This window comes from Mucilaginibacter sp. GW822-FHT03E02 (genome assembly GCF_058801545.1).
In genome coordinates, this window is sequence record NZ_JBXANJ010000002.1 from 507486 (window position 1) to 531046 (window position 23561).

The window sequence follows — 23561 nt, forward strand, 5'->3', positions numbered from 1 at the left end:
AAAAACTTAACTCTTGATTCTCGAGAACTATGTACATACCGGCTTTCAATAAGTTTCCCGACCAGCAAGAGGCCGTAAGTTTTATGCAACGCTACAGCTTTGCCACTATTATTACTGCTGATCATGATGTGCCGGTTGCTACCCACCTCCCCTTTTTGATTGAGCAGCTTAATGGTAAACTGGTGCTGTTATCTCATTTTGCCAAAGCAAACCCACAAGCATTCGCTATAATTAATAAACCGGTATTGGTGATATTCACCGAACCACATGCTTACATATCCCCTGCTAATTACGAAAAGGAAACCAATGTACCTACCTGGAATTATTTAGCTGTACACGCCTACGGAAAAGCAAGTTTATTAGCCGAAGGAAATGAAACTGCCGAATTGTTAGCTAAAATGATAAACAACTATGAAGCGGGCTATCTGCAACAATGGAATAACCTGCCCGATGATTACAAACAAAAGATGATGAAAGGCATTGTGGCATTTGAAATCGTCGTCGACGATTTGCAAGGCAAACAAAAGCTAAGTCAGAACAGATCAGTACTTGAGCGTGAAAACATCATCAACACGCTAAGTAAAAGCGAGGATTCCGTTGAAAGCGAGATCGCCAAATATATGTCGAAATTAAAATAGCATTTATTCGATATACTTAGATGCCCTGTTTATCATAGCATTAAGTGTAAGTCCCTGAACTATTACCGAGAATATCACTATAAAATAACTTCCAGAGAGAATAAGATGACGGTAAGGCGTATTTGGCAGAGTTAGCGCCAGTGCTATGGAGATACCTCCCCTTAAGCCAGCCCAGGTCATTACGTTAATATTGCTGTAATTTACCTTTAATGATCGCCTTAAAAAAGTAAGCGGCAGCATAATACTCAGCCAGCGCGCTATCAAGATAAACACAATAGATATGCTCCCGGTAACCCAATAGTTGTTGACGAATGGTAAATTGATAAGCTGTAACCCGATCATTACAAACAAAATAGTATTCAGCATTTCATCAACCAATTGCCAAAATTTTTCCAACGATTCATGCGACCGCTCTTTATTATCCTGGTTGATGGAATGGCTCCCGGCAAACAGACCTGCGGTCACCACTGCTAACGGTATCGAAAATTCAAAAATGGTGGCCAATACCGATAAGCCCATCACCAATGCCAACGAGATAAGCACAATGGTTTGAAAATCCTTTACCGATTTCATCAGTCGTTGCGCAAGGTACCCAAAAACAGCTCCTGCTATAATCCCCAGCAAAACTTCCTTTAAAATGAGTACAACTACTTTCGAAGCCTCTATATTTTTTTCGCCTACATTGGTTATTTCAAGTAAAATCACAAATAACACCAAACCTACGCCATCGTTAAACAGCGATTCGCCCGAAATAATGGTTTCCAGGTGCGCAGGCAATTTTGAATTTTTAACAATTGCCGAAACCGCTACCGGGTCGGTAGGTGATACCAACGCGCCGAACAGTAAACAATAAATAAGAGGCATGTGGATATGAAAAAATGGAGCCAGGTAGTATAAGAGAAAACCAAAAATAGCTGTAGATAATATCACGCCTAACGTGCTTAGTACCAACACAGGCCGCATTTCTTTTTTTAGCTTTTTTCCGTCGAGATTAAAAGCGCTCGAAAACAACAGGAAACCCAGCATAATATTAAGCACCACCTTGGAAAAATCGATATTTTTTGCCAGGGTAGTTAAATACCTGGCCGTTGTTGGGTCCAGTTTATCAACAATTAATATTCCGATAGAAACTATGGTAGCTATCAAAACAATTCCGATGGTACCCGGAAGCTTTATAAAGCGTGCATTTAAATAGGAGAAAAATGCGCTTACAATAACCAATAAAGCAATTACAATAAATAAATCCATAGGCGTTTACTTTTTGACTAATAAAATAAACGTCGCAATGTTTTAAAACAAGCGCTATTATTTAGATTCAGGATCGGTCATCCGGGTTTCCGTATCAAAATAACGTACAATCAGGCGGTTGTCGCTGTTTTTATTAAAGTAGTTAATAGCCCAGCTAAAAAATATAATTCCCTTATTGGTAAAACCCGCTAACGACATTAAATGCACAAATCCCCACAATAACCAGGCAAAAAACCCCTGGAAATGCAGTTTACCCAAATCGGCCACCGCTTTATTACGCCCAATTGTAGCTAACGATCCTTTGTCTTTATATTTAAATGGAACTGTAGCCTGGTTATTCAATATCCTCACCAGGTTTTTGGCAAGCCACTCTCCCTGTTGGATAGCCGCAGGAGCCACTCCCGGATGCCCATTTGGTGTTTCAGTAGTAATCATGGCCGACACATCGCCAATGGCAAAAATATTACTGTAGCCATTTACTTTATTAATTTCATCAACTTGTATGCGGTTGCCCCTTGTGATATTAGTTGATGGTAAACCGGCAGGCACCTCGCCTTTTACGCCGGCAGCCCATAAAACATTGCGGGTAAGTATAGTTGTGCCGTCATCTATTTTAAGCAAGACGCCATCGTAACTCTGTACGTGCACACTATTATAAATGGTGACGTCCATATCTTCTAAAAACTTTTTTGCTTTTGCCGATGCTGCCGGCGAGAAGGCGCCAAGCACAACATCCTTACCCTCAACCAGGTAAACTTTCATATTATGCTTACGCAAACCATGATAATCTTTCATCAAAATCAGCTGGCGCATTTCGGCAAGCGCGCCGGATAGCTCCACGCCGGTTGGGCCTCCGCCTACTACAACAAAAGTCATTAAAGCTGCTTTCTCTTCCGGGTCTTTGGTTACTAACGACATCTCGAGGTTTTGTAATATCAAACTACGCAGGTTTAAAGCCTCCGGGATATTCTTCATCGGCATAGCAAAGTGTTCAATTTCTTTGTTGCCAAAAAAATTGGTATTTGAACCAGTTGCAATAATCAGGTAATCGTAATATATCGTGCCTATATTGCTGGTAAGGGTATTGGTTTCAGGGTGTATCTGTTCAACCTCGGCAAGTGCAAACCTGAAATTATCCTGCTTGGTAAAAATCCTCCGGATTGGGAAACCGATAGAATCGGCGGCGATAGAACCGGCCGCTACCTGGTACAGCAAAGGCTGAAATGTATGGTAATTATGTTTATCAAGCAGCAGTACATCTACCGGTGCATTTTTAAGGTTCTTAGCTAATTCAAGTCCTCCAAAACCGCCGCCGATGATCACGACACGTGGCTTTGTACCTTTCTTTTTATCCATAGGAAAAATTTACAGCAAGTTTAATGCCTTAAATTGATGTATACTAATTATTTCATAATCAAATTGTAAACTTACATAACTGTAACCAAACAATCATTTTTGAATCATTTTTACAAGAAATAGACTATAATTTCTTATTTTTAACAGATTTCTATTTAAAATGCGGTCAAATTAACAAGCGCCGTGTTAAATTATTGTGAAGAATGAACAAAAGTGATACAGTTTCTATTAAATCCACCGAAATAGCGGGCAAAAAAAGTCTGCATGTTATCAAAATCGGCGGAAATGTAATAGATAACTCCGAAAACTTATATCATTTCCTGAAAGATTTTGAAACGCTGGATGGATATAAAATATTGGTGCACGGCGGAGGAAAGATAGCAACGCAAATAGCAGGGGATTTAGGCATTGAAGCAAAGCTTGTTGATGGCCGGCGCATAACCGATATAGAAACGCTAAAGGTGGTTACCATGGTATATGGCGGCCTCATCAATAAAAATATAGTGGCACAGTTACAACGTTTTGGCAATAACGCTATAGGGCTTACCGGCGCAGATGGTAATTTTATTAAAGCAAAAAAACGCCCGGTAAAAACTATTGATTATGGTTTTGTGGGCGATATCGACGAAAATTCAATCAACCCGGGTAATATAAGCAAGCTGATGGAAGCGGGCTTTACCCCTGTTTTTTGCGCGATAACGCATGATGGCGAAGGGCAGTTATTAAATACCAATGCCGATACCATTGCATCGGCATTAGCGGTGAATTTGGCATCGTTATATGATACAACCCTGATATATTGCTTTGAAAAAAAAGGGGTTTTGCAGGATATTGATGATGATGACTCATTAATACGGGAGATAAACCCGGAGCATTACGAAGAATTAAAAAAAGAACGGATTATACACAGCGGTATGCTGCCTAAACTCGATAATGCATTTACAGCGATAGCCTGCGGCGTAAAAGCTGTAATAATTGGCAAAAGCGACGATTTAGGAAATATAAAGAACAACAAACCATTTGGAACTCGTTTAAGTAAAACCACATGAACGCATCACAGCAAATAGCCATTTTAGGCTCTGGAAACATCGGGCTTTCGTTAGCCAAAGGGTTGGTTAAAGCAGGTATTTGCAAACCTCAGCAAATTACTCTAACACGCAGAAATGTAGGCGCATTGGCAGATTATGCCGCTTTGGGCTACCATACCACCGATAACAATTTAAAAGCCGTTAAAAAGTCGGATATCATAGTCTTGGCAGTTTTGCCGCAGCAATTGAATAAGTTACTTGACGAGATAAGGCCTGCAATTAAGCCCGAAAAACAACTTCTGATATCAGTAATATCCGGCGTTAGTTGCAGCGACATTCGCCAGCAACTGGAATTAAACGTGCAGGTGGTGCGTGCTATGCCCAATACAGCAATAGCCATTGGCCACTCCATGACTTGTATTGCCACTGATAACGGAACCAATAAAAACATTAACCTGGTAAAATCACTTTTTGATACCGTTGGCGTAAGTATCCAGATTAATGAAGAATTAATGACATCAGCTACCGCACTTTGTGCCTGTGGTATTGCTTTCTTTTTACGCTCTATCCGCGCTGCGTCGCAAGGCGGTACCGAGATTGGTTTTCACGCGGGTGATGCCTTAAAAATGGCAGCGCAAACTGCTAAAGGCGCTGCCGATTTGTTGCTGCAGCTATCATCGCACCCCGAACAGGAGATTGATAAGGTAACATCGCCAAGCGGTTGTACCATTGCCGGCCTTAACGAAATGGAACACAATGGCTTTAGTTCGGCCATGATAAAGGGCATCAAGTTATCTGCAGAGAAGGCCGGCGACCTTTATAAAAAAGAAGAGCATTAATTTTGACACACAAATTGTCACAAATCTTTTCTAATTACACGAATTAGATTGGTTTCAAGACAATCCTGCAATACACTAATTAGTGCCAGTTCTTTCGAATTTTACGAATTTGATTAGCGTAAAGGCAGTTATATCATATAAAGTTTTCATATCTAAATAGACAGAAATTTGTTTTTTATTCGTGTAATTCGACAAAATTCGTGTCTATTCGTGTTTTAAAATAATGTTAACAGTAGAAAAAATCGGCGGTACATCCATGACCGCATTGGGTGATGTGATCAAAAACATTATCCTGTTTGAGCGCAGCGGCGACCAGCTTTACAACCGCATCTTTGTAGTATCGGCATTTTCGGGGGTAACCAACCTTCTGCTCGAAAATAAGAAAACCAAGGCCCCTGGTGTTTATCACCGTTTGGCAACTTATAAGGATTTCCACAAGCCCCTTAAAGAACTTATTGTTAAACTAAAACAACTCAATAAAAACTATGAAGGGCTTGGCTTAAACCTTGCCTTGGCCGATGCTTTTATTGAGCAACGCCTTAAAGACGCACAAACTTACCTGGAAAATATTGCCAACATCCTTGCCTCTGGCTATGTAAATAAAGCTGATGTTTTACTTGCGGCGCGCGAAATTCTGGCATCGATAGGCGAAAGTCATTCGGCCTTTGTTTTTGCCAATATCCTACAAAATATGGGCATCAATGCCACTTTTGTAGATTTGAGCGGCTTCCATGATCACCGGTCCTTAACTATCGATCAGCGCATCCGGAAGGATCTGCAGCATATAGATTTTGCCGGCACCATCACCATCGTAACCGGTTATGCCAAAGGCACCGAAGGTATTATGCGCGAGTTTGACCGCGGCTATTCTGAAGTTACTTTTAGTAAAATAGCCGTTGAAGTAAAACCACAGGAAGCCATAATCCATAAAGAATACCATTTATGTACCGCCGACCCGCAATTGGTAGGTGTTGAAAATTGTTTCCCCGTGGGCAATACCAACTACGATGTGGCCGACCAATTGGCCGATGTGGGCATGGAGGCTATCCACCCAAAAGCATCCAAACCATTAGAGATCAATGATATCGATCTGAGAATAAAAAACACTTTCCAGCCCGAACACCCGGGCACACTAATCACACGCGAGTACATATGCGATAAAAAAAGGGTTGAAGTAATTACCGGCACCGAGCACGTAATGATGATTGATATATACGACCCATCGATGGTGGGCAACGTAGGTACCGATTTTCATATCATGCAACTGTTTTATAAATATGGCGTAAGCTATACTTTTAAGGCTACCAGCGCCAACAGTATCTCTATTGTGATATGGGATAAGGATTTCAATAAAAAACTGATACAGGAACTGGAAGATGATTACGAGAAAGTAACTGTCGAAAAAATGGCCATGGTATGCCTCATCGGTTCCAATATGGATCAACCTGGTTTATTGGCCAAATCGGCAACGGCACTGGCGCAAAAAGGCATCAATATTAAAAGCTGCGGCTTTGCGCTGCGTAAAGTAAACATCCAATTTTTAGTTGCAAGAGAAGATTTCGCCGAAGCTATTAAGGCACTAAATAAGGCAATGATATAGCGATTATATTTTGGCTTGCTGAATTTCAATAGCCCTTAAGCTAAAATCATCAAGCGTATTTACAAGGTCTTTACGAGTCGACTTAACACAATCTAAGTCAATCCTAAAGGCCTTTTTCTTTTTAGAGTAAATGCGAAATCGCTTTATAGCACTTATTTTCGCTGTGTATTCCTGGGGTTGGTACATTAATAAAAGAAGTATATCGTCGATTGCGGTTACTTCTTCGATATCATCCCAATAATATTTCATGTTATTTACCCTATCAAAAATGCAAGTCTCATCAACCTCTAAAATTGCCTGTTTAGTTAGTGCAAGTTTGATTAAATTATAATTTCTTTTAATGATCAGGAATGCCCCCATGACACAAAAAATACCGGCCCATAAATAAAAGTGCCCATGCTCACTACTTCGCGGCCAAAACACATGACTCCAACAGATGAATAACCACACTAACACGCTAAAACTGTTATATTTTAAGGTTCTTCCGTATTTAAAATAGTATTTCATCCTTCATCAAATGTAACAAATTACCCTAAAGTAACTAAGCTTTTACTTTTCGGATTAGCCCTCTCTTGTTCCCTTTACATTGTAACTTTCCCGTGGCTAATTTTTATAAGCGGGCTATTTTGAGCATATTTAATGGTTAACAAAGTTGATATGCGTAAACTTTTACTAATAACCCTTTTATCGGCTATCTATGTTAGCCTATCCGCTCAAACAATCTCAAAAAAACCGTTAGACCATTCTGTTTTTGACGGGTGGCAAAGCATAACTGGCCAGCGGATAAGTAATGATGGTAAATGGATTATGTATGTTGTGAAACCGCAGGAAGGCGATGCCCAGATGGTGATAACTGATTCGAAAAACACTGCCAAATTGCAAATACCACGCGCCGATACTGCGCGTTTCAGCAGCGATGGTAAATTCGCTGTATTCCAGATTAGGCCTTTTTTTAAAGATATCAGGCAGGCTAAGATCAAGAAGAAAAAACAGTCGGAATTCCCTAAGGACACTTTAGGATTTATTTCGCTTTCCACACAAAACATCATCAAAATACCCTCAGTCAGAAACTTTAAAATAGCCGAGAGCGCCAATGTAATCGCCTATCTGTCTGTTGCTGATACTATAAAAAAGCCATTGCCCGGCGACACCTCCAAAAAAGCTATTAAAGAAACTACCGCACCGTCAACACAAGACGGTGCCGACCTTACAGTAAAACAATTGGCGGGTACTATAACCCATACATTTAAATACGTTACCGATTACCAGGTAAGCAAGAATGGTAAGCTGGTGGCTTTTGCGGTTACAGCGCCGACAAAGCAAAAGCAAGTTACCTCTGGTCTCTATGTTTTTGATGTAGAAAAAAATGCTGTAAAAGCTATCAGCAAAGGCAGGGGCAATTACCACAATATAACCATTGATGACGCCGGCAGGCAGATTGCTTTTGCCGCTGAAAAGAGCCCTGAGAAAGCCCTGGTAAAACCGTTTAAACTTTATTATTACAACCTAACCCGCGACAGTGCTACGGTGATAGCCGCCGAAGGATTAGAAACTATGCCCGATAAATGGACCGTGAGCGGCGATGGTAAAATATATTTCAGCAAGAGCGGCACAAACCTATTTTTTGGCACTGCCCCTATCCCCAAACCGGCCGATACTACCATTGTTGATTTTGAAGTAGCCAGGCTTGATATCTGGAATTATAAAGATGATTACCTGCAGCCCCAACAGCTCAAAAACCTGCAAAAGGAACTCAAAAGAAGCTATTTGGCTGTAATCAGGCCCGAAGACCCAACGTCCAAACAGCTGCAATTGGGTAGCAAGGCAATCCCCGAAGTTTTTGTGGCCGAGAATAAGGACGCGCGTTATGTTTTAGGGGTTACAGATACCGGCGCACGCGTACAATCCCAATGGGAAGGCGACACCAAACAACAGGCCATTTTAATTGATACCAAAAGCGGCAACAAACGGCTGATAAACCAAGGTGTAAAAGCGAGCTATCGTATCTCGCCGGACGGCCAATTTGTGGTATGGTTCAATTTTGCCGATCAGCAGTGGTACAGCTACCAGATTATGACCGGCGCCAAAACCAACCTGACTAAATCAATCGGCACAAAAATGGGCGACGAATTGAATGATGTACCCAACTATGCCCAGGATTACGGCTTAGCAGGCTGGACGAAAGACGATAAGGCTGTATTAATTTACGACAGGTACGATATATGGAGCATTGATCCTGCAACCGGCGAAGCCACCAACTTCACCAATGGTATAGGACGCAAAAATAAACTCATTATCAGGTACGATATTACCGATCCAGAACAAAAATTCATTCCTGCAAAACAGCCAATGTGGTTATCGGCACAAGATGAAGAAACAAAGCAATGGGGATACTTTACAAAAATGCCCGATAGTAAAGTGCCGCCCGAGAAGGTAACCTGGGGCAAATACAGCTATGGCGATTTAACCCGGGCTAAAAAGGCGGCAATTTACATCTACACCAAAGCCAATTACGAATCTTCGCCTGATTTATACGTGTCAACCGACCTGAAAAAAGAGGCTAAGCTAAGCAGCATCAACCCCCAGCAGGCCCAATACAACTGGGGAACGGCCGAACTGGTGCACTGGACTACTCCTAAGGGTTATAAGTCGACCGGTATTTTATATAAGCCCGAGGATTTCGACGCTAATAAAAAATACCCCATGATAGTATATTTTTACGAGAGGCTGTCCGAGGGATTGTATAATTACCTGCCTCCAGCGCCTACACCGTCGCGCCTGCCCATTTCATTTTTTGTAAGTAACGGCTATTTGGTTTTTGCACCTGATATCAGTTATGAAACCGGCCGTCCCGGCGCTTCGGCAGTTGAATTCATCAACTCGGGGGTAGAGTCATTGAAAAAGAATTTATGGGTTGATGGCGCGCATATAGGTATCCAGGGGCAAAGCTGGGGCGGCTACCAGGTGGCTTACCTGGTTACCCAAACCAATATGTATGCCGCTGCCTGGGCCGGTGCCCCGGTTGCCAACATGACTTCGGCATACGGCGGTATTCGCTGGGAGTCGGGTGTTAACAGGCAATTTCAATACGAGAAAACACAAAGCCGCATTGGTGCTACATTATGGGAAAAGCCAGAGTTGTATATCGAGAACTCGCCATTATTCCAATTACCCAAAGTACAAACCCCGGTAATGATCATGAGTAACGATGCTGACGGCGCGGTCCCCTGGTACCAGGGGATAGAAATGTTTACAGCCCTGCGCCGCCTGGGCAAACCGGTTTGGCTGCTGCAATATAACGGCGAAGCACATAACCTGGTTCAGCGGCAAAACCGCAAGGATATTACCATACGCGAGCAACAATATTTTGACCATTTTTTGAAAGGCGCACCGATGCCTGTCTGGATGGCCAAAGGTGTACCCGCTGTGGATAAAGGTAAAGACTGGGGCTTTGAGCTGGTGAAATAGGGAGCTCGGACCCCTCTAAACAGCGCAGCCCTAATAGCACCATTAAAAAACAAATCGCGAATAATCGCCACTGAAGGGGAGCCTTTTATTAGTTTATAAAGTGTTCCGCTGCAAATAGTATAACCTCCCATTGATTTATCGTGCTATTAAAACACCTTTTTCAGGTAAGCTGCGGCGTTCTGGCTTCCCGGATCTAATTCTAATACTTTTTTATAATATTTAACTGCATTAGCTGTATCGCCTAAAGCATCATAAGTTTCTGCCAGACTATCGTACGTATTCGCACTTTTCGGAAACAATGCCACATTCAGCTTAAATAATTCAAGCGCGTCCTGCTTTCGCCCAAGCCCAATCAGGCGGTAACCAAAATTGTTCAATTCATCCTCTGTGAGTTTAAAACTTGTATTGTTTTGTTTCAGATTTCCGGATACCTCTACAGCATTTGCAAATCCTCTTTTGTCCAGTTCTGCCAACAATGTATTCAACGACTTTGAAAACCCAAAGCCAACTTCGGCGCGTTGTACCTGGGTAAAATAAACAGCATCGTAAATATCATGCGCCAGGCCCGATAGTGCGTCTTCGGCACTGTTGTCATTTTCGTTGCTCAGCAATACAACTCCAAATTTTCTTTCCGGATAAAATAACATATAACTCGCGAACCCGAATGTACCACCCGATCCCCAAAGCATCCGTTCACCGTCAAAATTTGTTTTAGTTTGCCAGTTTAGGGCAATTCCATAAGTATCGGTATCGCCCCAGCTCACCTGATGGCTTAATTTCAACTCGCTGTCGTTTTCTTCCAATTGGTAACCCAGGTATTTCACCATATCGTTCAAACTCGAAGTTAGTACACCTGCACTGCCGGCATCCTTCGGAATTATCGGCATTAAAATTCCCTTTCGGTTATATCCTTTAGCCCTGAGCCCAGTTTTAGCACTCGGTACTGTTACATAAGTACTGCTCATTTGTAGCGGAATTGTGATATACTTTTTCAGTAAAACCTCATAGCTCATCCCATAAATATTTTCCAGCAGGAAGCCCATTAGTTCGGCGGCGGTGTTGGAATGAGCAGGCGACATGCCAGGAGTTCGTTTTAACTTAACGCCGTGTAAATCAGCTAAAAATTGCGTTTTGGTATAACTATTATGAAACCGCTGAACTTCAAAAAGCCGGGCGCTGTCATCTTTAGTTGCGAACGGGGGCATCACCTCGGGTAGATTGTCGGGCAAACCGGATGTCAAATTCGCCAGGTGGATCAATTGAATTGGTTTATCCTTAAATTGCAGGTTAGGATAAGTTCCGTGCAGGTACTTCCGGATATCGTCAGTTAGTTTCACCCGTTTTTCCAATACCGCCTGTGCCAGCAGCCGGCCGGTAAATGTTTTAGTTAGCGAGCCTATCTCATAAATCGTTTCGCCGGCTGGCAATAAGCCCCTATTCTTTTCGGTTGTGCCGAAATGATAGGTATATACCCTGGCATCCTTAATAATCCCAATGGAAAGTCCAACCCGCGAGGTGTCGGCAAACAACTTATTGGCAGCCTTAGTCGCAATGGAACCAATGTCTTGTGCGGTGGCAATAGTGAATACGAAGATTGCTAAGGATAGCGAAAGCCATATTTTTTTCATACCTGTAACAGGCCAATCATTATGCCAGCTACACAATTAACTTACAATCAATACATTACAAACACAACAAACAATAACCTTGTATTAAAAACGAACAGTGACTGTTCATTTACGAAACTGAAAAAATTGAGCTATGCTACTATAAACAATAAAGCCGGATTACTATTTAGTCCGGCTTTGTTGTTTTATATAAAGAGTTGTTTATATCTCTCTGTTTGCGTCCCATTTCTCCAGGTAGTCTGCTACGCGGCGCACAAATGAGCCTCCCAAAGCACCGTCCACAACCCTGTGGTCATATGATAATGACAGGAACATCATGTGACGGATGGCTATTACATCTCCCTGTGGAGTTTCTATTACAGCCGGTTTTTTCTTAATGGCGCCAACTGCCAATATAGCTACCTGTGGCTGGTTAATAATTGGCGTGCCCATCACATTGCCAAACGACCCCACGTTAGTTATTGTAAATGTACCATCTCTTACATCGTCCGGTAATAATTTACCGGTACGGGCACGATTGGCCAGGTCATTAACTGCTTTGGTAATCCCCAACAGGTTTAACTCATCGGCTTTTTTAATCACCGGCACTATCAGGTTACCACTTGGCAAGGCGGTTGCCATGCTGATATTGATAGCTGCTTTCTTTATAATTTGTGTACCATTAACAGTTACATTGATCATCGGGAAATCTTTGATCGCCTTAACTACGGCCTCGATAAATATCGGTGTAAATGTTATTTTTTCGTTCTCGCGTTTTTCAAAACTACCTTTCACCTTTTCGCGCCATAAAACCAGTCCCGTTACATCAGCCTCAACAAATGAGGTAACGTGCGGCGAGGTTTGCTTGCTCATCACCATATGGTCGGCAATCAGGCGGCGCATCCTATCCATTTCTATAATCTCATCGGCACCCGAAACCGAGCTTAATGGCGGCGTCGGTTTTGCCGGTGCAGCTTCTGCTTTGGGCTCAGGTGCTTTTGCAGGCTCCACTACCGGTTCTGTTTTGGGCGGTGCTGTTACTTCATGTTCTTTAACCGGTTCAGGCTCTGGAATTACTGTGTCCGGCTCGCCGGAAGTTACTACATCATTTAAAGTATCTGGTTGGCTTACCGCACTTTCTTCAGGTAACACAGCGTTTGTTGGCTCAACGGTTGTTTCCGAAGCTTCAGCAGCGGGTTGTATTACACTTTGGGTATTGCTTTCAGCGGGAGCAAAAGATTGCGCGGGAGCTTCTGCTTTCTGCGCTGCAGGTGGCAAATTCTTATATTGAATATAACTTAACAGATCATCTTTGGTTAAACGGCCTTCAGACCCGGTACCGGGGATACGGTCAAGTTCGTCAATGCTGATATTCTCCTGGCTGGCGATGTTACGGACCAAAGGCGAGTAAAAACGTCCCTCACCTTTAAAATTCTGATCGTAAGGCGAAGGTGCCTGAGGTTCAAGCTGTGAAATTCCCGGGATATCAACAGGTGCCGCAATATCAGGTTGATATTCTGTAACCTTGTGATTTTCAATCACAGGTGCTGGTGCATCATACCGAACCTCGTTAAACGGGGTATATTCCTTAAAATCAGTTTGACTTTCTTCAATGGGAGCAGATTCTGCTACGTGAGGTACTTCAATAGCAGGAATTGTTGTTTCAACTTCGGGCGCTGAGCTTACCTCAGATCCGGCAGCTGCCTGTTCCGGTTCATCAGTTTCAATAATGGCAATTATCGCCCCTACCTGCACTACATCATTTTCCTGGTATAACTGCTCTATTAATTTACCGGCAACGGGTGATGGTACATCAGAATCAACTTTATCAGTCGCAATCTCCATTACTGCTTCGTCGGCATCAACGCGATCTCCTGGATTTTTGTTCCATTTGATTACGGTTGCCTCCGCAACACTTTCACCCATTTTTGGCAATAATAGTTGATATTTGGCCATAGATACAAATTATACTTTAGGCACAAAATTATGCATTTTGAAGGTTAATCTGCAACATCTGTTAGTAAAGTATTCAACATCGACAATGCCGTTACAGCGCTCCTTTCGATGTTTTGCTGCCTTTTATTGCCAAATGTGTATTTCTTTACTAACAATTTCCCCTTACCCGAAACCGCAATCCACACAGTACCAACAGGTTTATCTTCGGTGCCCCCATCGGGGCCTGCTATGCCCGTTATGGATATGGCAAAATCCGACTTGAAATTTAATAGTGCGCCTTCCACCATTTCTTTCACAGTTTGCTCGCTTACGGCGCCAAAAGTTGCCAAAGTTTCTGGTTTTACCCCAAGAATATGCTCCTTCAACTCGTACGAATACACAATTCCTCCGCCAAAAAACACTTTTGACGACCCGGCGTGCTGGGTAAAAAGATGAGAAAGATACCCACCAGTGCAACTTTCGGCCACCGATAAAGTAAGCCCTTTTTCGGCCATTTTGTTCAGGATCGCTTTTTCTAAAGGGATGTCTTCGGCAACAACAAAAACACGGCCTATACGCTCAATTATTTTTCCGGCAAATTCATCAACGCCTTTTTGCATCAAAGCAACATCGTCGCCAAAAGCACTCAGCCGCAGCCTAACCTGGCCCAATTTAGGTAAATAAGCCAGCTTAATATACGATGGCAAGGCATCTTCAATATCTGCAATTCTTTCGGCCAAAAACGATTCGCCTTCTCCAACTGTTAAAAGTGTTTTATGAATGATGGATGGCAGCTTAAGTGTATTTTTCAACTTCGGTATTACGCCATCTTCCATCATATACATCATCTCGAACGGAACCCCCGGCATCGATACATATATCACCCCATCATGATTAAACCACATACCTGGCGCTGTACCGTTTTTGTTTAATATGATCTCGCAATTTGCCGGTACTTGTGCCTGTAACCTGTTTACTTCAAGTAATGGCCGGTTATATTTAGCAAAAATACGCGCCACATTTTCCAATGCGTCTTTATCTTCCATCATACCAACGCCAAAGTATTCGGCTAATGTTTTTTTGGTGATATCGTCTTTTGTCGGGCCCAATCCCCCGGTTATAAAAATAACCTTAGCGCGGCCCGCGGCTTCGGCCAATGCCTTCAGGATATGTTCCCTGTCATCAGATACAGACGAGATTTGTTTTACCCTTACCCCTATTTTATTTAGCTCCTTAGCCATCCAGGCCGAATTGGTATCAACAATTTGTCCTATCAGTATTTCGTCGCCAATGGTTATGATCTCTGCCAGCATAGTAATTAATAAAAAGTTCTGCTACTTGAATAATCGTTTCTTTTACTCAGTTTTAAGTCCTGCAAAATAGTCGATTTTACCTTTAATGTAACATTATATGATTTTAAATAGCCAAAGGGTACCCATTGAAACGAGAGATCCCAGCAATGCAGGTCGCGATAAATGGAAAATGAAGTAGCACTGGCCAGTTTCATCGCCTTAAAATCGTAGTTGGTTGAATATTGTATTTTCCATTTCTGGGTAATGCTCAAATCCCCGCTTATCATGAGTGTATTACTGGTAGATACCTGGTTAAGATAATTGCTGTAACTGTAGCTATAATTTAAAGAGATATTCCAGGGCACATTAAAATCCACATATGAATTAGGGTCGCTGTTTACCAGTGCCAGGCGTTGCAGCTGTGGGGCTCCCGCCCCTTGCAAGGTATTTACATTAGGCGTGCCCGGCGCTTTGGCTGATGTAGAATTTAAACTTCCGCTCATGGATATACTCAGTTGGTTCAGCAGTGGAAACTGCCCGTTTGACCACCTGAACTTGTTAATCCGCTGGCTGGTACGTACAATAGTGTTATTGGCGATAGAATCATGCACAGCGGTAACGTAAGGGTCAAACGAGCCGCTGAAACTGATATTTACCTTTTGCTTAAAAATAGCCGTGTGCCCCGAAAACTGAATATTAGCCAGTTTCATGGAGTCGGCAGCAAAATTGTAGAAGCTCGAAAACGATAAACCCTGCAATAAGGTGATCTTCCTCTCGGTAGCCGATGTATCGGTACTTTTGGGTTTTAGCTTAGCTTCGATGGTATTATCCAGCGCAAAACTGATACCGGCCTGCTTGCCTGCCGACGGATAGCCATATACCCCGTTTTCGAAAATTGAATACTTTTGGTAGGTATAAGGATAAGGTACACTTGCCTGGCTTACCGCGGTTTTATAATACCCGTAGCTGGGATCGCTAAAATCTGGTGTGTAGCCAAACCCGATAGACGGGGTCATTACGTGCCTTATAGCTTTTAAATTCCCTTTAAAATTTAACGTACCGTATAATTTGGTTGATAGGCCCGTACTTAAACTATAATTACCGGCACGTTTAAAACCTTGCAAAGTATCAACCAATAATTGATCAGAACTGCTGATACTTCCGCGCTCAAAATGTTTGTTTACCGATTGAAAATACCAGCGCTCCGTATAATTCACGCTGCTATTAAACTGAAAGTACTTGAGCACATTTAAACCCAAACTTACCGGTATCTGGTGTTGAAAACCGTTTTGAAGGCGGCGGGTAATCGTACTTTTAAAAAGTTCAGATTCGGGAATGCTGTTTACTTTATTGGTAGCATTCAGGTTATAACTCACCGTTATTTTTTGATACCATTTTTGCTCGCCAACCCTGTCTTTTGAATCAAAAGGATTAATTGACGACATACCAAAAGCAATGGTTGGCAACTCAATGGTAATTGTTTTATTAGCTATATCCTGGCTGTGGCCAATACCCACACTTAAATTAAATGGTGTACCGGCCCAGGTTTTACCATAAGAGATACTTGACCGTAAACTACTCTGCGCAGCGGTAACCACGTTATAATTTGATGTTGATGGATTACGCGAAAAATAACCGGAGGTACCGGCATTTACCGACGCACTAAATGTTGAGCCTGGATTTGCACTCGGGTCCTGTGAGTGTGTCCAGTCGATATGGATATCTTTTACTGCAGGATCGCCCGGCAAACCGTAATTATGCGATCCGTAACTTAAGGACAGGTTGCCCGTATATTTATAACGCACAAGATAACGTGCCGTAGAATTTATCTCGTATGACCCTTTGGAGTATATGGTACCGGTGGTAGTTAAATCCACATAATCGCTTAACCCCAGGTAATAACCAAAGCCGGCTAATTTAAAGCCCAACTTTGCATCTTCGCCAAAAGTTGGCAGTATAACCCCCGATGTTCGCGAATCGGGCTTGGGAAAAAAGCCGAATGGAATAGCAAGCGGTAATGGAACCCCTTCAATTTCGAGATACGCCGGGCCAGAAATAATCCTGTTTTTTTCGCCGATACCTTTGGTAATTACTATACCAAAGTGCGTATCGGGATAAGGCAAATCGCAGGTGCTAAAAATTACGTTGCGGTAAGCTACTTCTGTTTCGTTAAGTTTTTTTGCCTGGCCGCCCGATATAAAATTGCCTTCCTGCTCAGATGCCGGGTTATAGAGCTTTCCTTTTTTGGTAGTATAATTAAACAGCAGCGAGTCGGATGCTATTGGTTTTTCGCTTTTTGATTTTGATAAGGGCCTCCCGATATACCGTTTGGTGCGCGGGTCGATACTGCCGCTGGCAAATATGAGGTGATTTTTTTGGTCGACCCGGATATAATCGGCATCTAACTCAAAATCCTCATAAGTTACCCTGGCGCGCCCATACAGGTATAAAATATTATGCTCATTATCAACAACGGTCGAGTCCTCGGCCACCGCTTTAACTTCAGATTGAATGCCCTCTTTCTTTTTTGTTGTATCTGTTTCGGGCAACTTGGTTTGGGGTTTCCCCGGAATAGTTGGCTTAGCCTGGATCGTTCTATTTTTGTTAGTATCTGTCTTAATAACAGTATCCACAGCGGGCGTAATGTTATAAGTACTGCTTACACCCTGCCCATCTGCATTTAGATTTGGCTTATTTTGCTTAGATTTCTTAACTTTAAGAAGTTTCCTGTCTCTTGCCTTAGTGGTATCGAGTTTAATGATCGTATCTGCGACGGCCTTGCGGCTATGCCTGTTATATGTACCTTTGCTTTCGGCAACCAGTACATTTACCGTTAAAATAATTGCAAGCAGAAAAAAAAGAGTTATGAATTTCAAAATTGATTATGAATAGTATTTTTGCAGATATAGTTAACAGCGTTCAAAAATAATGAAAAATAGGGCATTGAAAAGATTGATTTATAGTTTATCGGTATTGTTGGTACTCCTTTCATCGTTCCCACTTATTTCTTACGGCCTAATCAAAACAGATACGGTTGTTAATTCGGGTTTCAAAATAAAAACTATTATCGTTGACGCAGGTCATGGCGGTAAGCCCACCGGGACGGGGCATTTTTCGCATGGTGCATCAGGAAGTTTTTCTTCAGAAAGAAATGTAACGCTTGCCATTGCTTTAAAATTGCAGGCCGCTATAGAAAAAGATATGGCCGGAGTAAAGGCTGTTTTAACCCGGTCGACAGAGGATGACGTATCCTTTGAACGCCGTGCAGAAATAGCCAACGAAAACAAAGGCAATGTTTTTGTATCCATCCACTGCAACTCACTATCTGACAGACGTGTGCGAGAACAAGTAGGCACAAAACACCACAAGCCGGTTTATCGTACGGTAACCGTACCCGATCGTTCGGGCAAGGGTGTATTGTTATTGGTTTACGGGTTGCACCGGTCAAAGGAAGAGGAACGAACCATAGTACACAACCAGGTAGAAGAAGACTCTGGAATGGACGCCGGTTTAGACCCGGATGACCCGATTACTATTATTTTGACCAACGAGTATAAAAGAAAATTCAGACAGCAGAGCATTAAGCTGGCTACGTTAATTAACAATGAATTTACTGAAACCGACGGGCGGACGAGCGAAGGTTTACGGGAACAAGGTATTTACGTATTATGCCATACAGCAATGCCTTCTGTTTTGGTTGAAACCGGTTATATTAATAACCCAACAGATGAAGCTTACCTGAACTCGGAAGAGGGGCAAAATGAAATTGTAAGTTCAATAGTTCGTGCGCTATTAAATTATAAAAACGAGGTTGAACATGTATCGCAGTAACAAGCAAGTAATAAAATGACATTCTTCACGTTTACTGCCAAAACTTAATCGATCTTTCAAACGTATATTGCATATAACATCACCTGTGCCGCAGCCATTGCCTGCAAAAAAACATTTAAACATAATCACACTACTGAATGAAAATTTCAAACGAAACAAAAATAGGCGCCCTTACAGTAATTGCAATCACCATACTTGTTTTAGGATACAGCTTTTTAAAAGGTAACGATGTATTTTCGGGGTCGAATAAGTTTTACGCCGTTTATAATAGCGTTGAAGGATTGGGGGTATCAAAGCCAGTACTGGTAAATGGTTTCCAGATTGGCCGTATATCTAAAATGGAGCTTCAACCGGATGGCCGCACTATTGTTGAATTTAAGATTGAAGAGAAATACGATGTACCTAACAACACCCTGGCCAAACTGGAAAGTACCGATCTGTTAGGTAGTAAAGCCATTGTTTTTGAACTGGGCAATAGTAAAATACTTGCCGAAAACAAAGATACTTTGAAGGCCGATATTCAGGGAAGCCTGGCCGAAAGCCTGCAACCCATACAAAAGAAAGCAGAAATGCTGATCAACAAACTCGATTCGTCATTAGCTGCCATTAACAAGATCCTGAACCCAAACTTTCAGAAGAATGTTGACCGCAGTTTTATGAGCATTGCCAATTCGTTGCAAACCCTGGAGGGTGTTACCAAAAAGATAGATAACCTTGTAGGCACGCAAACCAAGCATATCGACGTAATACTATCAAATGCTGAAGTAGTATCGTCTAACTTAAAAACCAGTACAGGGCACATCAACGGCATGGCTGTCAATTTCGAAAAAGTCAGTAACGACATAGCGGCATCAAACATCAAAAACACGTTGGATAATGCCAACAAAGCCATGGCCGATTTACAGGCTACCATTGCCAATATCAACTCCACCAAAGGAACTTTAGGCTTATTAATGAATGACGATAAAGTATACAAAAACATGGATGCAGCCACCAACAGCCTCAACAACCTGTTGCTCGATTTAAAAGCACATCCTAAACGCTATGTAAGCTTCTCGGTATTTGGTGGTAAAAAAGACTAAGGGGAAGAATCAAGAGTTAAGAATCAAGAATTAAGACAAGCGCAAAAAAGCCGGCGATCATTAATAGTCACCGGCTTCTTTCATTCTGAATACCTTGATTCTGAATTCTAAAAACATTAAAAAGTCATCAAACATCTAAAATCTGCACATTTGAAATCTGCACATCCACAGGCATTATTCAATATAAAAAGTCCGCCCCTCAACAGCCAGTTCAGTTGCAGGGAATACACTTTTAGCTTCATCCAGCAACTCGTTGAGGGTTTTATAACGGGCAGAAAAGTGGCCAATCAGTAATCTTTTCGCGTTTGTTTTTAGCGCCACATCCCCGGCCTGTAATGCCGTTGTATGGAAGGTATCGTTAGCCCTGTCAAGCATTTCATTTAAAAATGTGGCTTCGTGGTAAAGCAGCGTGGCATTGGCTATTTGTTCAAAATACTGCTCGCCGTAAAGCGTATCAGAGCAGTAGGCATATGATTTAGGCTGATCCGAATCGATAGTCAAATCGTCATTTTTGTAAACCTGCCCGTTTGGCGCGATATAATCGGCCCCTTTTTTTAACGCCGTAAAGTAAGGCACCGGGATTTGCAGTTGCTCAATCACTTCCTTGCGTAGTTTACGCAGGCGCTTTTTTTCGCGGAAGATAAACCCGGTGGTATCAATCCTGTGGTTGAGGGGGATTGTTTCAACAATAATATCATTGTTGCTTACAATTACTTCGGGGTGCTGGGTATGGGTTTGTTTAAACTCTAAGGGAAAATGCAGGGTAGTTTCTGAATATTTTAACTGCAGATCAATGATCTCCATTAAATGTGGCGGCCCAAAAAGATAAAGCGTTTTTTTTCGCCCGTTAAGGTGCATTGACGATAGCAGGCCTACCAGGCCAAGGTAATGATCGCCGTGCAGGTGGCTGATAAAAATATAATCTATCCGGCTGGCTTTAATGTCAAAACGCAGCATTTGCTGCTGGGTACCCTCGCCGCAGTCAATTAAGTACAAGTGCTCGTTGATATTGAGCACTTGTGCTGTAGGATTTCTGTTAAAAATGGGTGTTGCCGAACTGCTTCCAAGTATTGTTACCTCAAATTTCATAATGGGATAACAATGTAAGGATTATCTTGATTCTTTTTTCAATTCTTTCTCAATCTCTTCCATAAAAATAAGATCGACACCTTCTTCGGCAGTAGGTACAACTGTAAGTACGTTATCCAGTTGCGAGATCGTGATTAAACGCGCCACGGCATCGTTTAATCCACACAATATAAATACGCCAGATGCGTTTTTGCACAAACGGTGACCAACCAACAAACTACTTAAGCCGGATGAATCGGCAAATTTCACTTGTGAAAGGTCAAGAATGATGTTTCTTTGTCCTTCCGTATTGATCAATATCAGTTCAGATTTTAATTGAGGCGTTACTAACGAATTCAATTTTGATTCGTTAAGCTTCACTAAAATGTATTTCTCGTGTTTATCGACAGCAAATTTCATTCTTATAAAAATTAATAAGCTAAGATATGATTAATTTATGTGTAATTAAAAATTACATAATACTAAGCGCATTCTTTATAGCGGTTTCAACCCTGTTTAACACACTTTCGGTATCCGATTTTACAAACGGTTCACCTATAATCTTTTCATAAAGTTCAATATACCGTTCAGATATCGATGTAACTATCTCTTCTGTCATTAAAGGAACAACCTGTCCTTCCTTTCCCTGGAAACCGTTTTCAATCAGCCATTTGCGTACAAACTCTTTCGAGAGCTGTTTTTGTGGCTCGCCTTTTTGCTGGCGCTCCTCATACCCATCTTTATAAAAATACCTTGATGAATCGGGGGTATGAATTTCATCTATTAAATAAATAACGCCATCAACCTTACCAAATTCATATTTGGTATCAACCAATATCAGGCCTTGCCCGGCAGCAATTTCGGTACCTCGTTCAAATAAGGCTTTGGTATATGCCTCCAGTTGTGCGTAGTCTTCGGCAGGTACAATGCCTTTCGCCAGGATATCTCCTTTTGAAATATCTTCATCATGCCCTACCGATGCTTTGGTAGTGGGTGTAATTATTGGCTCGGGCAGGATATCGTTTTCCTTTAAACCTTCGGGCAGCGCTTCACCGCAAACCTGCCTGCGGCCGGCCGCGTATTCACGTGCAGCGTGGCCTGCCAAATATCCCCTTATCACCATCTCCACCTTAAAAGGCTCGCAAATGCGGCCAATGGTAACGCTTGGATCGGGCACGGATATAACCCAGTTGGGTACAATATCGCTGGTAGCCTTTAAAAAACGGGCGGCTATCTGGTTAAGCACCTGCCCCTTGTAAGGGATAGCCTCGGGTAATACCACGTCAAAGGCCGAGATCCTGTCGGATACCACCATGGCCAGGTACTTATTATCTATCGTATATACATCACGTACCTTTCCCTTATAAAAGCCCGTCTGGCCCGGAAAGTTAAAATGTGTTTCTTTTATTGCATTCATAATTTTAGTATCAAGTAGTAAGTATCAAGTAGTAAGTATTTGCTTAAATTAAGAGAATACAACAGTATCAAATATGCAATGCATCTTGATACTTACTACTTGATACTTACTACTACCGTCTTACTGTATATCCCCGTAGGCTGCCAAAATTTTGCGTACCAGTTTATGGCGTACAACGTCTTCACCGCTTAGGTATACTATTTCTATTCCTTTTATATCTGTTAATATGCGCAGGGCGGTGTGCAGGCCAGATTGCTGTTTTTTTGGCAAATCTATCTGCGTTACGTCGCCGGTAACAATAAATTTTGCCGATGGTCCCATACGCGTCAGGAACATCTTTAACTGCATATCGGTAGCGTTTTGGGCCTCGTCCAATATTACAAAGCAATTATCCAGAGTACGGCCACGCATAAATGCCAGCGGTGCAATCTCGATGGTACGGTTCTCCAGGTAAAATTTCAATTTCTCTGCCGGGATCATGTCGTCAAGCGCATCGTACAATGGCCTCAGGTACGGGTCAATCTTTTCTTTTAAATCGCCGGGCAAAAAGCCAAGGTTCTCCCCCGCTTCAACCGCCGGGCGGGTTAAAATAATGCGTTTAATTTCTTTGTTCTTTAACGCACGTACTGCCAATGCAACCGCGGTATAGGTTTTACCGGTACCTGCAGGGCCAATAGCAAACAAAATGTCGCTTTGGTTTATGCTATCAACCATCTTGCGCTGGTTGGCGGTACGGGCTTTCACCATTACACCATTCGGGCCAAAAACGATAACTTCGCCACTGGCAAATTTATCAGTTACAGGTTCCGACGATGAATTTGAAGATACTTTTGATCCTAAAATACGTTCAAGATCGGTAATGTTCAGGTTCTCGAATTTTTCAACATGAGCAAGCAGGTGCGAGAATTTTTCCTGGAAAACATTGAGTTCGTGATCATCACCCAAAACTTTTACTTCGCTGCCTCGTGCAACAATTTTAAGCTTGGGATATTGTTTCTTAATGATCTCAAAATGATCATTATTTGGCCCCCACAATACGGCTGGATTTACGTTTTCAATTGATAGCTTAAGTTCGTTCAATACTAATTGATTTTTTAGTTACGGATTTTTATGAATTAAAAATTGAATATTTGTAGCTTCAAATGCTATTAC

Annotated in this window: 18 protein-coding genes; 7 read left to right on the plus strand and 11 right to left on the minus strand. The window is 42.1% G+C overall.

The window, feature by feature from the left end:
* The first annotated feature begins 29 nt into the window (after positions 1-29).
* Complete coding sequence (locus AC1RM2_RS28795; RefSeq protein WP_492988609.1) at positions 30-638, plus strand: FMN-binding negative transcriptional regulator; 609 nt, start codon at positions 30-32, stop codon at positions 636-638.
* A gap of 3 nt (positions 639-641) precedes the next feature.
* On the opposite strand, the gene AC1RM2_RS28800 is transcribed toward AC1RM2_RS28795, so the two are convergent.
* Positions 642-1886 carry a cation:proton antiporter gene (locus AC1RM2_RS28800; RefSeq protein WP_492988610.1) on the minus strand — a complete coding sequence of 415 codons (1245 nt, stop codon included), beginning with the start codon at positions 1884-1886 and terminating at the stop codon, positions 642-644.
* Positions 1887-1943: 57 nt separating this feature from the next.
* Positions 1944-3242 carry an NAD(P)/FAD-dependent oxidoreductase gene (locus AC1RM2_RS28805; protein ID WP_492988611.1) on the minus strand — a complete coding sequence of 433 codons (1299 nt, stop codon included), beginning with the start codon at positions 3240-3242 and terminating at the stop codon, positions 1944-1946.
* A gap of 203 nt (positions 3243-3445) precedes the next feature.
* On the opposite strand from AC1RM2_RS28805, the gene argB reads away from it, so the two are divergent.
* The 3 genes from argB to AC1RM2_RS28820 all read left to right on the plus strand — a co-directional run bounded on the left by argB (position 3446) and on the right by AC1RM2_RS28820 (position 6709).
* A complete protein-coding gene (argB, locus tag AC1RM2_RS28810; RefSeq protein ID WP_492988612.1) occupies positions 3446-4291 on the plus strand; it encodes an acetylglutamate kinase in 846 nt (281 codons plus the stop codon).
* Complete coding sequence (gene proC / locus AC1RM2_RS28815) at positions 4288-5109, plus strand: pyrroline-5-carboxylate reductase (RefSeq protein WP_090647124.1); 822 nt, start codon at positions 4288-4290, stop codon at positions 5107-5109. The genes argB and proC overlap by 4 nt, the downstream gene beginning before the upstream one ends.
* 223 nt (positions 5110-5332) lie before the next feature.
* Positions 5333-6709, plus strand: a complete 1377-nt coding sequence (locus AC1RM2_RS28820) for an aspartate kinase (RefSeq protein WP_492988613.1) — start codon at positions 5333-5335, stop codon at positions 6707-6709.
* Positions 6710-6712: 3 nt separating this feature from the next.
* Here AC1RM2_RS28820 and AC1RM2_RS28825 read toward each other — a convergent pair whose 3' ends face one another.
* Positions 6713-7216, minus strand: coding sequence for a hypothetical protein (locus AC1RM2_RS28825; RefSeq protein ID WP_492988614.1), 504 nt, complete (start codon positions 7214-7216; stop codon positions 6713-6715).
* Between the two features lie 132 nt (positions 7217-7348).
* Between AC1RM2_RS28825 and AC1RM2_RS28830 the strand changes: the two genes are divergently transcribed.
* Positions 7349-10177: a S9 family peptidase gene (locus tag AC1RM2_RS28830; RefSeq protein WP_492988615.1), complete on the plus strand. Its 2829-nt coding sequence runs from the start codon at positions 7349-7351 to the stop codon at positions 10175-10177.
* Between the two features lie 146 nt (positions 10178-10323).
* Here the strand turns inward: AC1RM2_RS28830 and AC1RM2_RS28835 are convergent, their stop codons facing one another.
* The 4 genes from AC1RM2_RS28835 to AC1RM2_RS28850 form a co-directional block, all read right to left on the minus strand.
* The gene (locus AC1RM2_RS28835) at positions 10324-11805 is read right to left on the minus strand and encodes a serine hydrolase domain-containing protein (RefSeq protein ID WP_492988616.1); all 1482 of its coding nucleotides are present in this window, start codon (positions 11803-11805) and stop codon (positions 10324-10326) included.
* 201 nt (positions 11806-12006) lie between these two features.
* Positions 12007-13740 carry a dihydrolipoamide acetyltransferase family protein gene (locus AC1RM2_RS28840; protein WP_492988617.1) on the minus strand — a complete coding sequence of 578 codons (1734 nt, stop codon included), beginning with the start codon at positions 13738-13740 and terminating at the stop codon, positions 12007-12009.
* Positions 13741-13784: 44 nt separating this feature from the next.
* A complete protein-coding gene (locus tag AC1RM2_RS28845; RefSeq protein ID WP_492988618.1) occupies positions 13785-15032 on the minus strand; it encodes a competence/damage-inducible protein A in 1248 nt (415 codons plus the stop codon).
* A gap of 5 nt (positions 15033-15037) precedes the next feature.
* A complete protein-coding gene (locus tag AC1RM2_RS28850; RefSeq protein WP_492988619.1) occupies positions 15038-17887 on the minus strand; it encodes a putative LPS assembly protein LptD in 2850 nt (949 codons plus the stop codon).
* Positions 17888-17939: 52 nt separating this feature from the next.
* Here AC1RM2_RS28850 and AC1RM2_RS28855 point away from each other — a divergent pair, with 52 nt between their 5' ends.
* Both AC1RM2_RS28855 and AC1RM2_RS28860 read left to right on the plus strand, forming a co-directional pair.
* Positions 17940-18842, plus strand: coding sequence for an N-acetylmuramoyl-L-alanine amidase family protein (locus AC1RM2_RS28855; protein WP_492988620.1), 903 nt, complete (start codon positions 17940-17942; stop codon positions 18840-18842).
* A 137-nt stretch (positions 18843-18979) separates the two neighbouring features.
* Positions 18980-19924, plus strand: a complete 945-nt coding sequence (locus AC1RM2_RS28860) for an MlaD family protein (RefSeq protein ID WP_492988621.1) — start codon at positions 18980-18982, stop codon at positions 19922-19924.
* A gap of 174 nt (positions 19925-20098) precedes the next feature.
* Here the strand turns inward: AC1RM2_RS28860 and AC1RM2_RS28865 are convergent, their stop codons facing one another.
* The 4 genes from AC1RM2_RS28865 to AC1RM2_RS28880 all read right to left on the minus strand — a co-directional run bounded on the left by AC1RM2_RS28865 (position 20099) and on the right by AC1RM2_RS28880 (position 23489).
* A complete protein-coding gene (locus tag AC1RM2_RS28865; RefSeq protein WP_492988622.1) occupies positions 20099-21013 on the minus strand; it encodes a ribonuclease Z in 915 nt (304 codons plus the stop codon).
* Positions 21014-21034: 21 nt separating this feature from the next.
* Complete coding sequence (locus AC1RM2_RS28870) at positions 21035-21412, minus strand: STAS domain-containing protein (RefSeq protein ID WP_090650699.1); 378 nt, start codon at positions 21410-21412, stop codon at positions 21035-21037.
* Between the two features lie 52 nt (positions 21413-21464).
* Entirely contained in the window at positions 21465-22409 is a 945-nt protein-coding gene (locus AC1RM2_RS28875) for a phosphoribosylaminoimidazolesuccinocarboxamide synthase (RefSeq protein ID WP_492988623.1), read from the minus strand.
* Positions 22410-22529: 120 nt separating this feature from the next.
* Positions 22530-23489, minus strand: a complete 960-nt coding sequence (locus tag AC1RM2_RS28880) for a PhoH family protein (protein WP_147060646.1) — start codon at positions 23487-23489, stop codon at positions 22530-22532.
* Between the last annotated feature and the right edge of the window lie 72 nt (positions 23490-23561).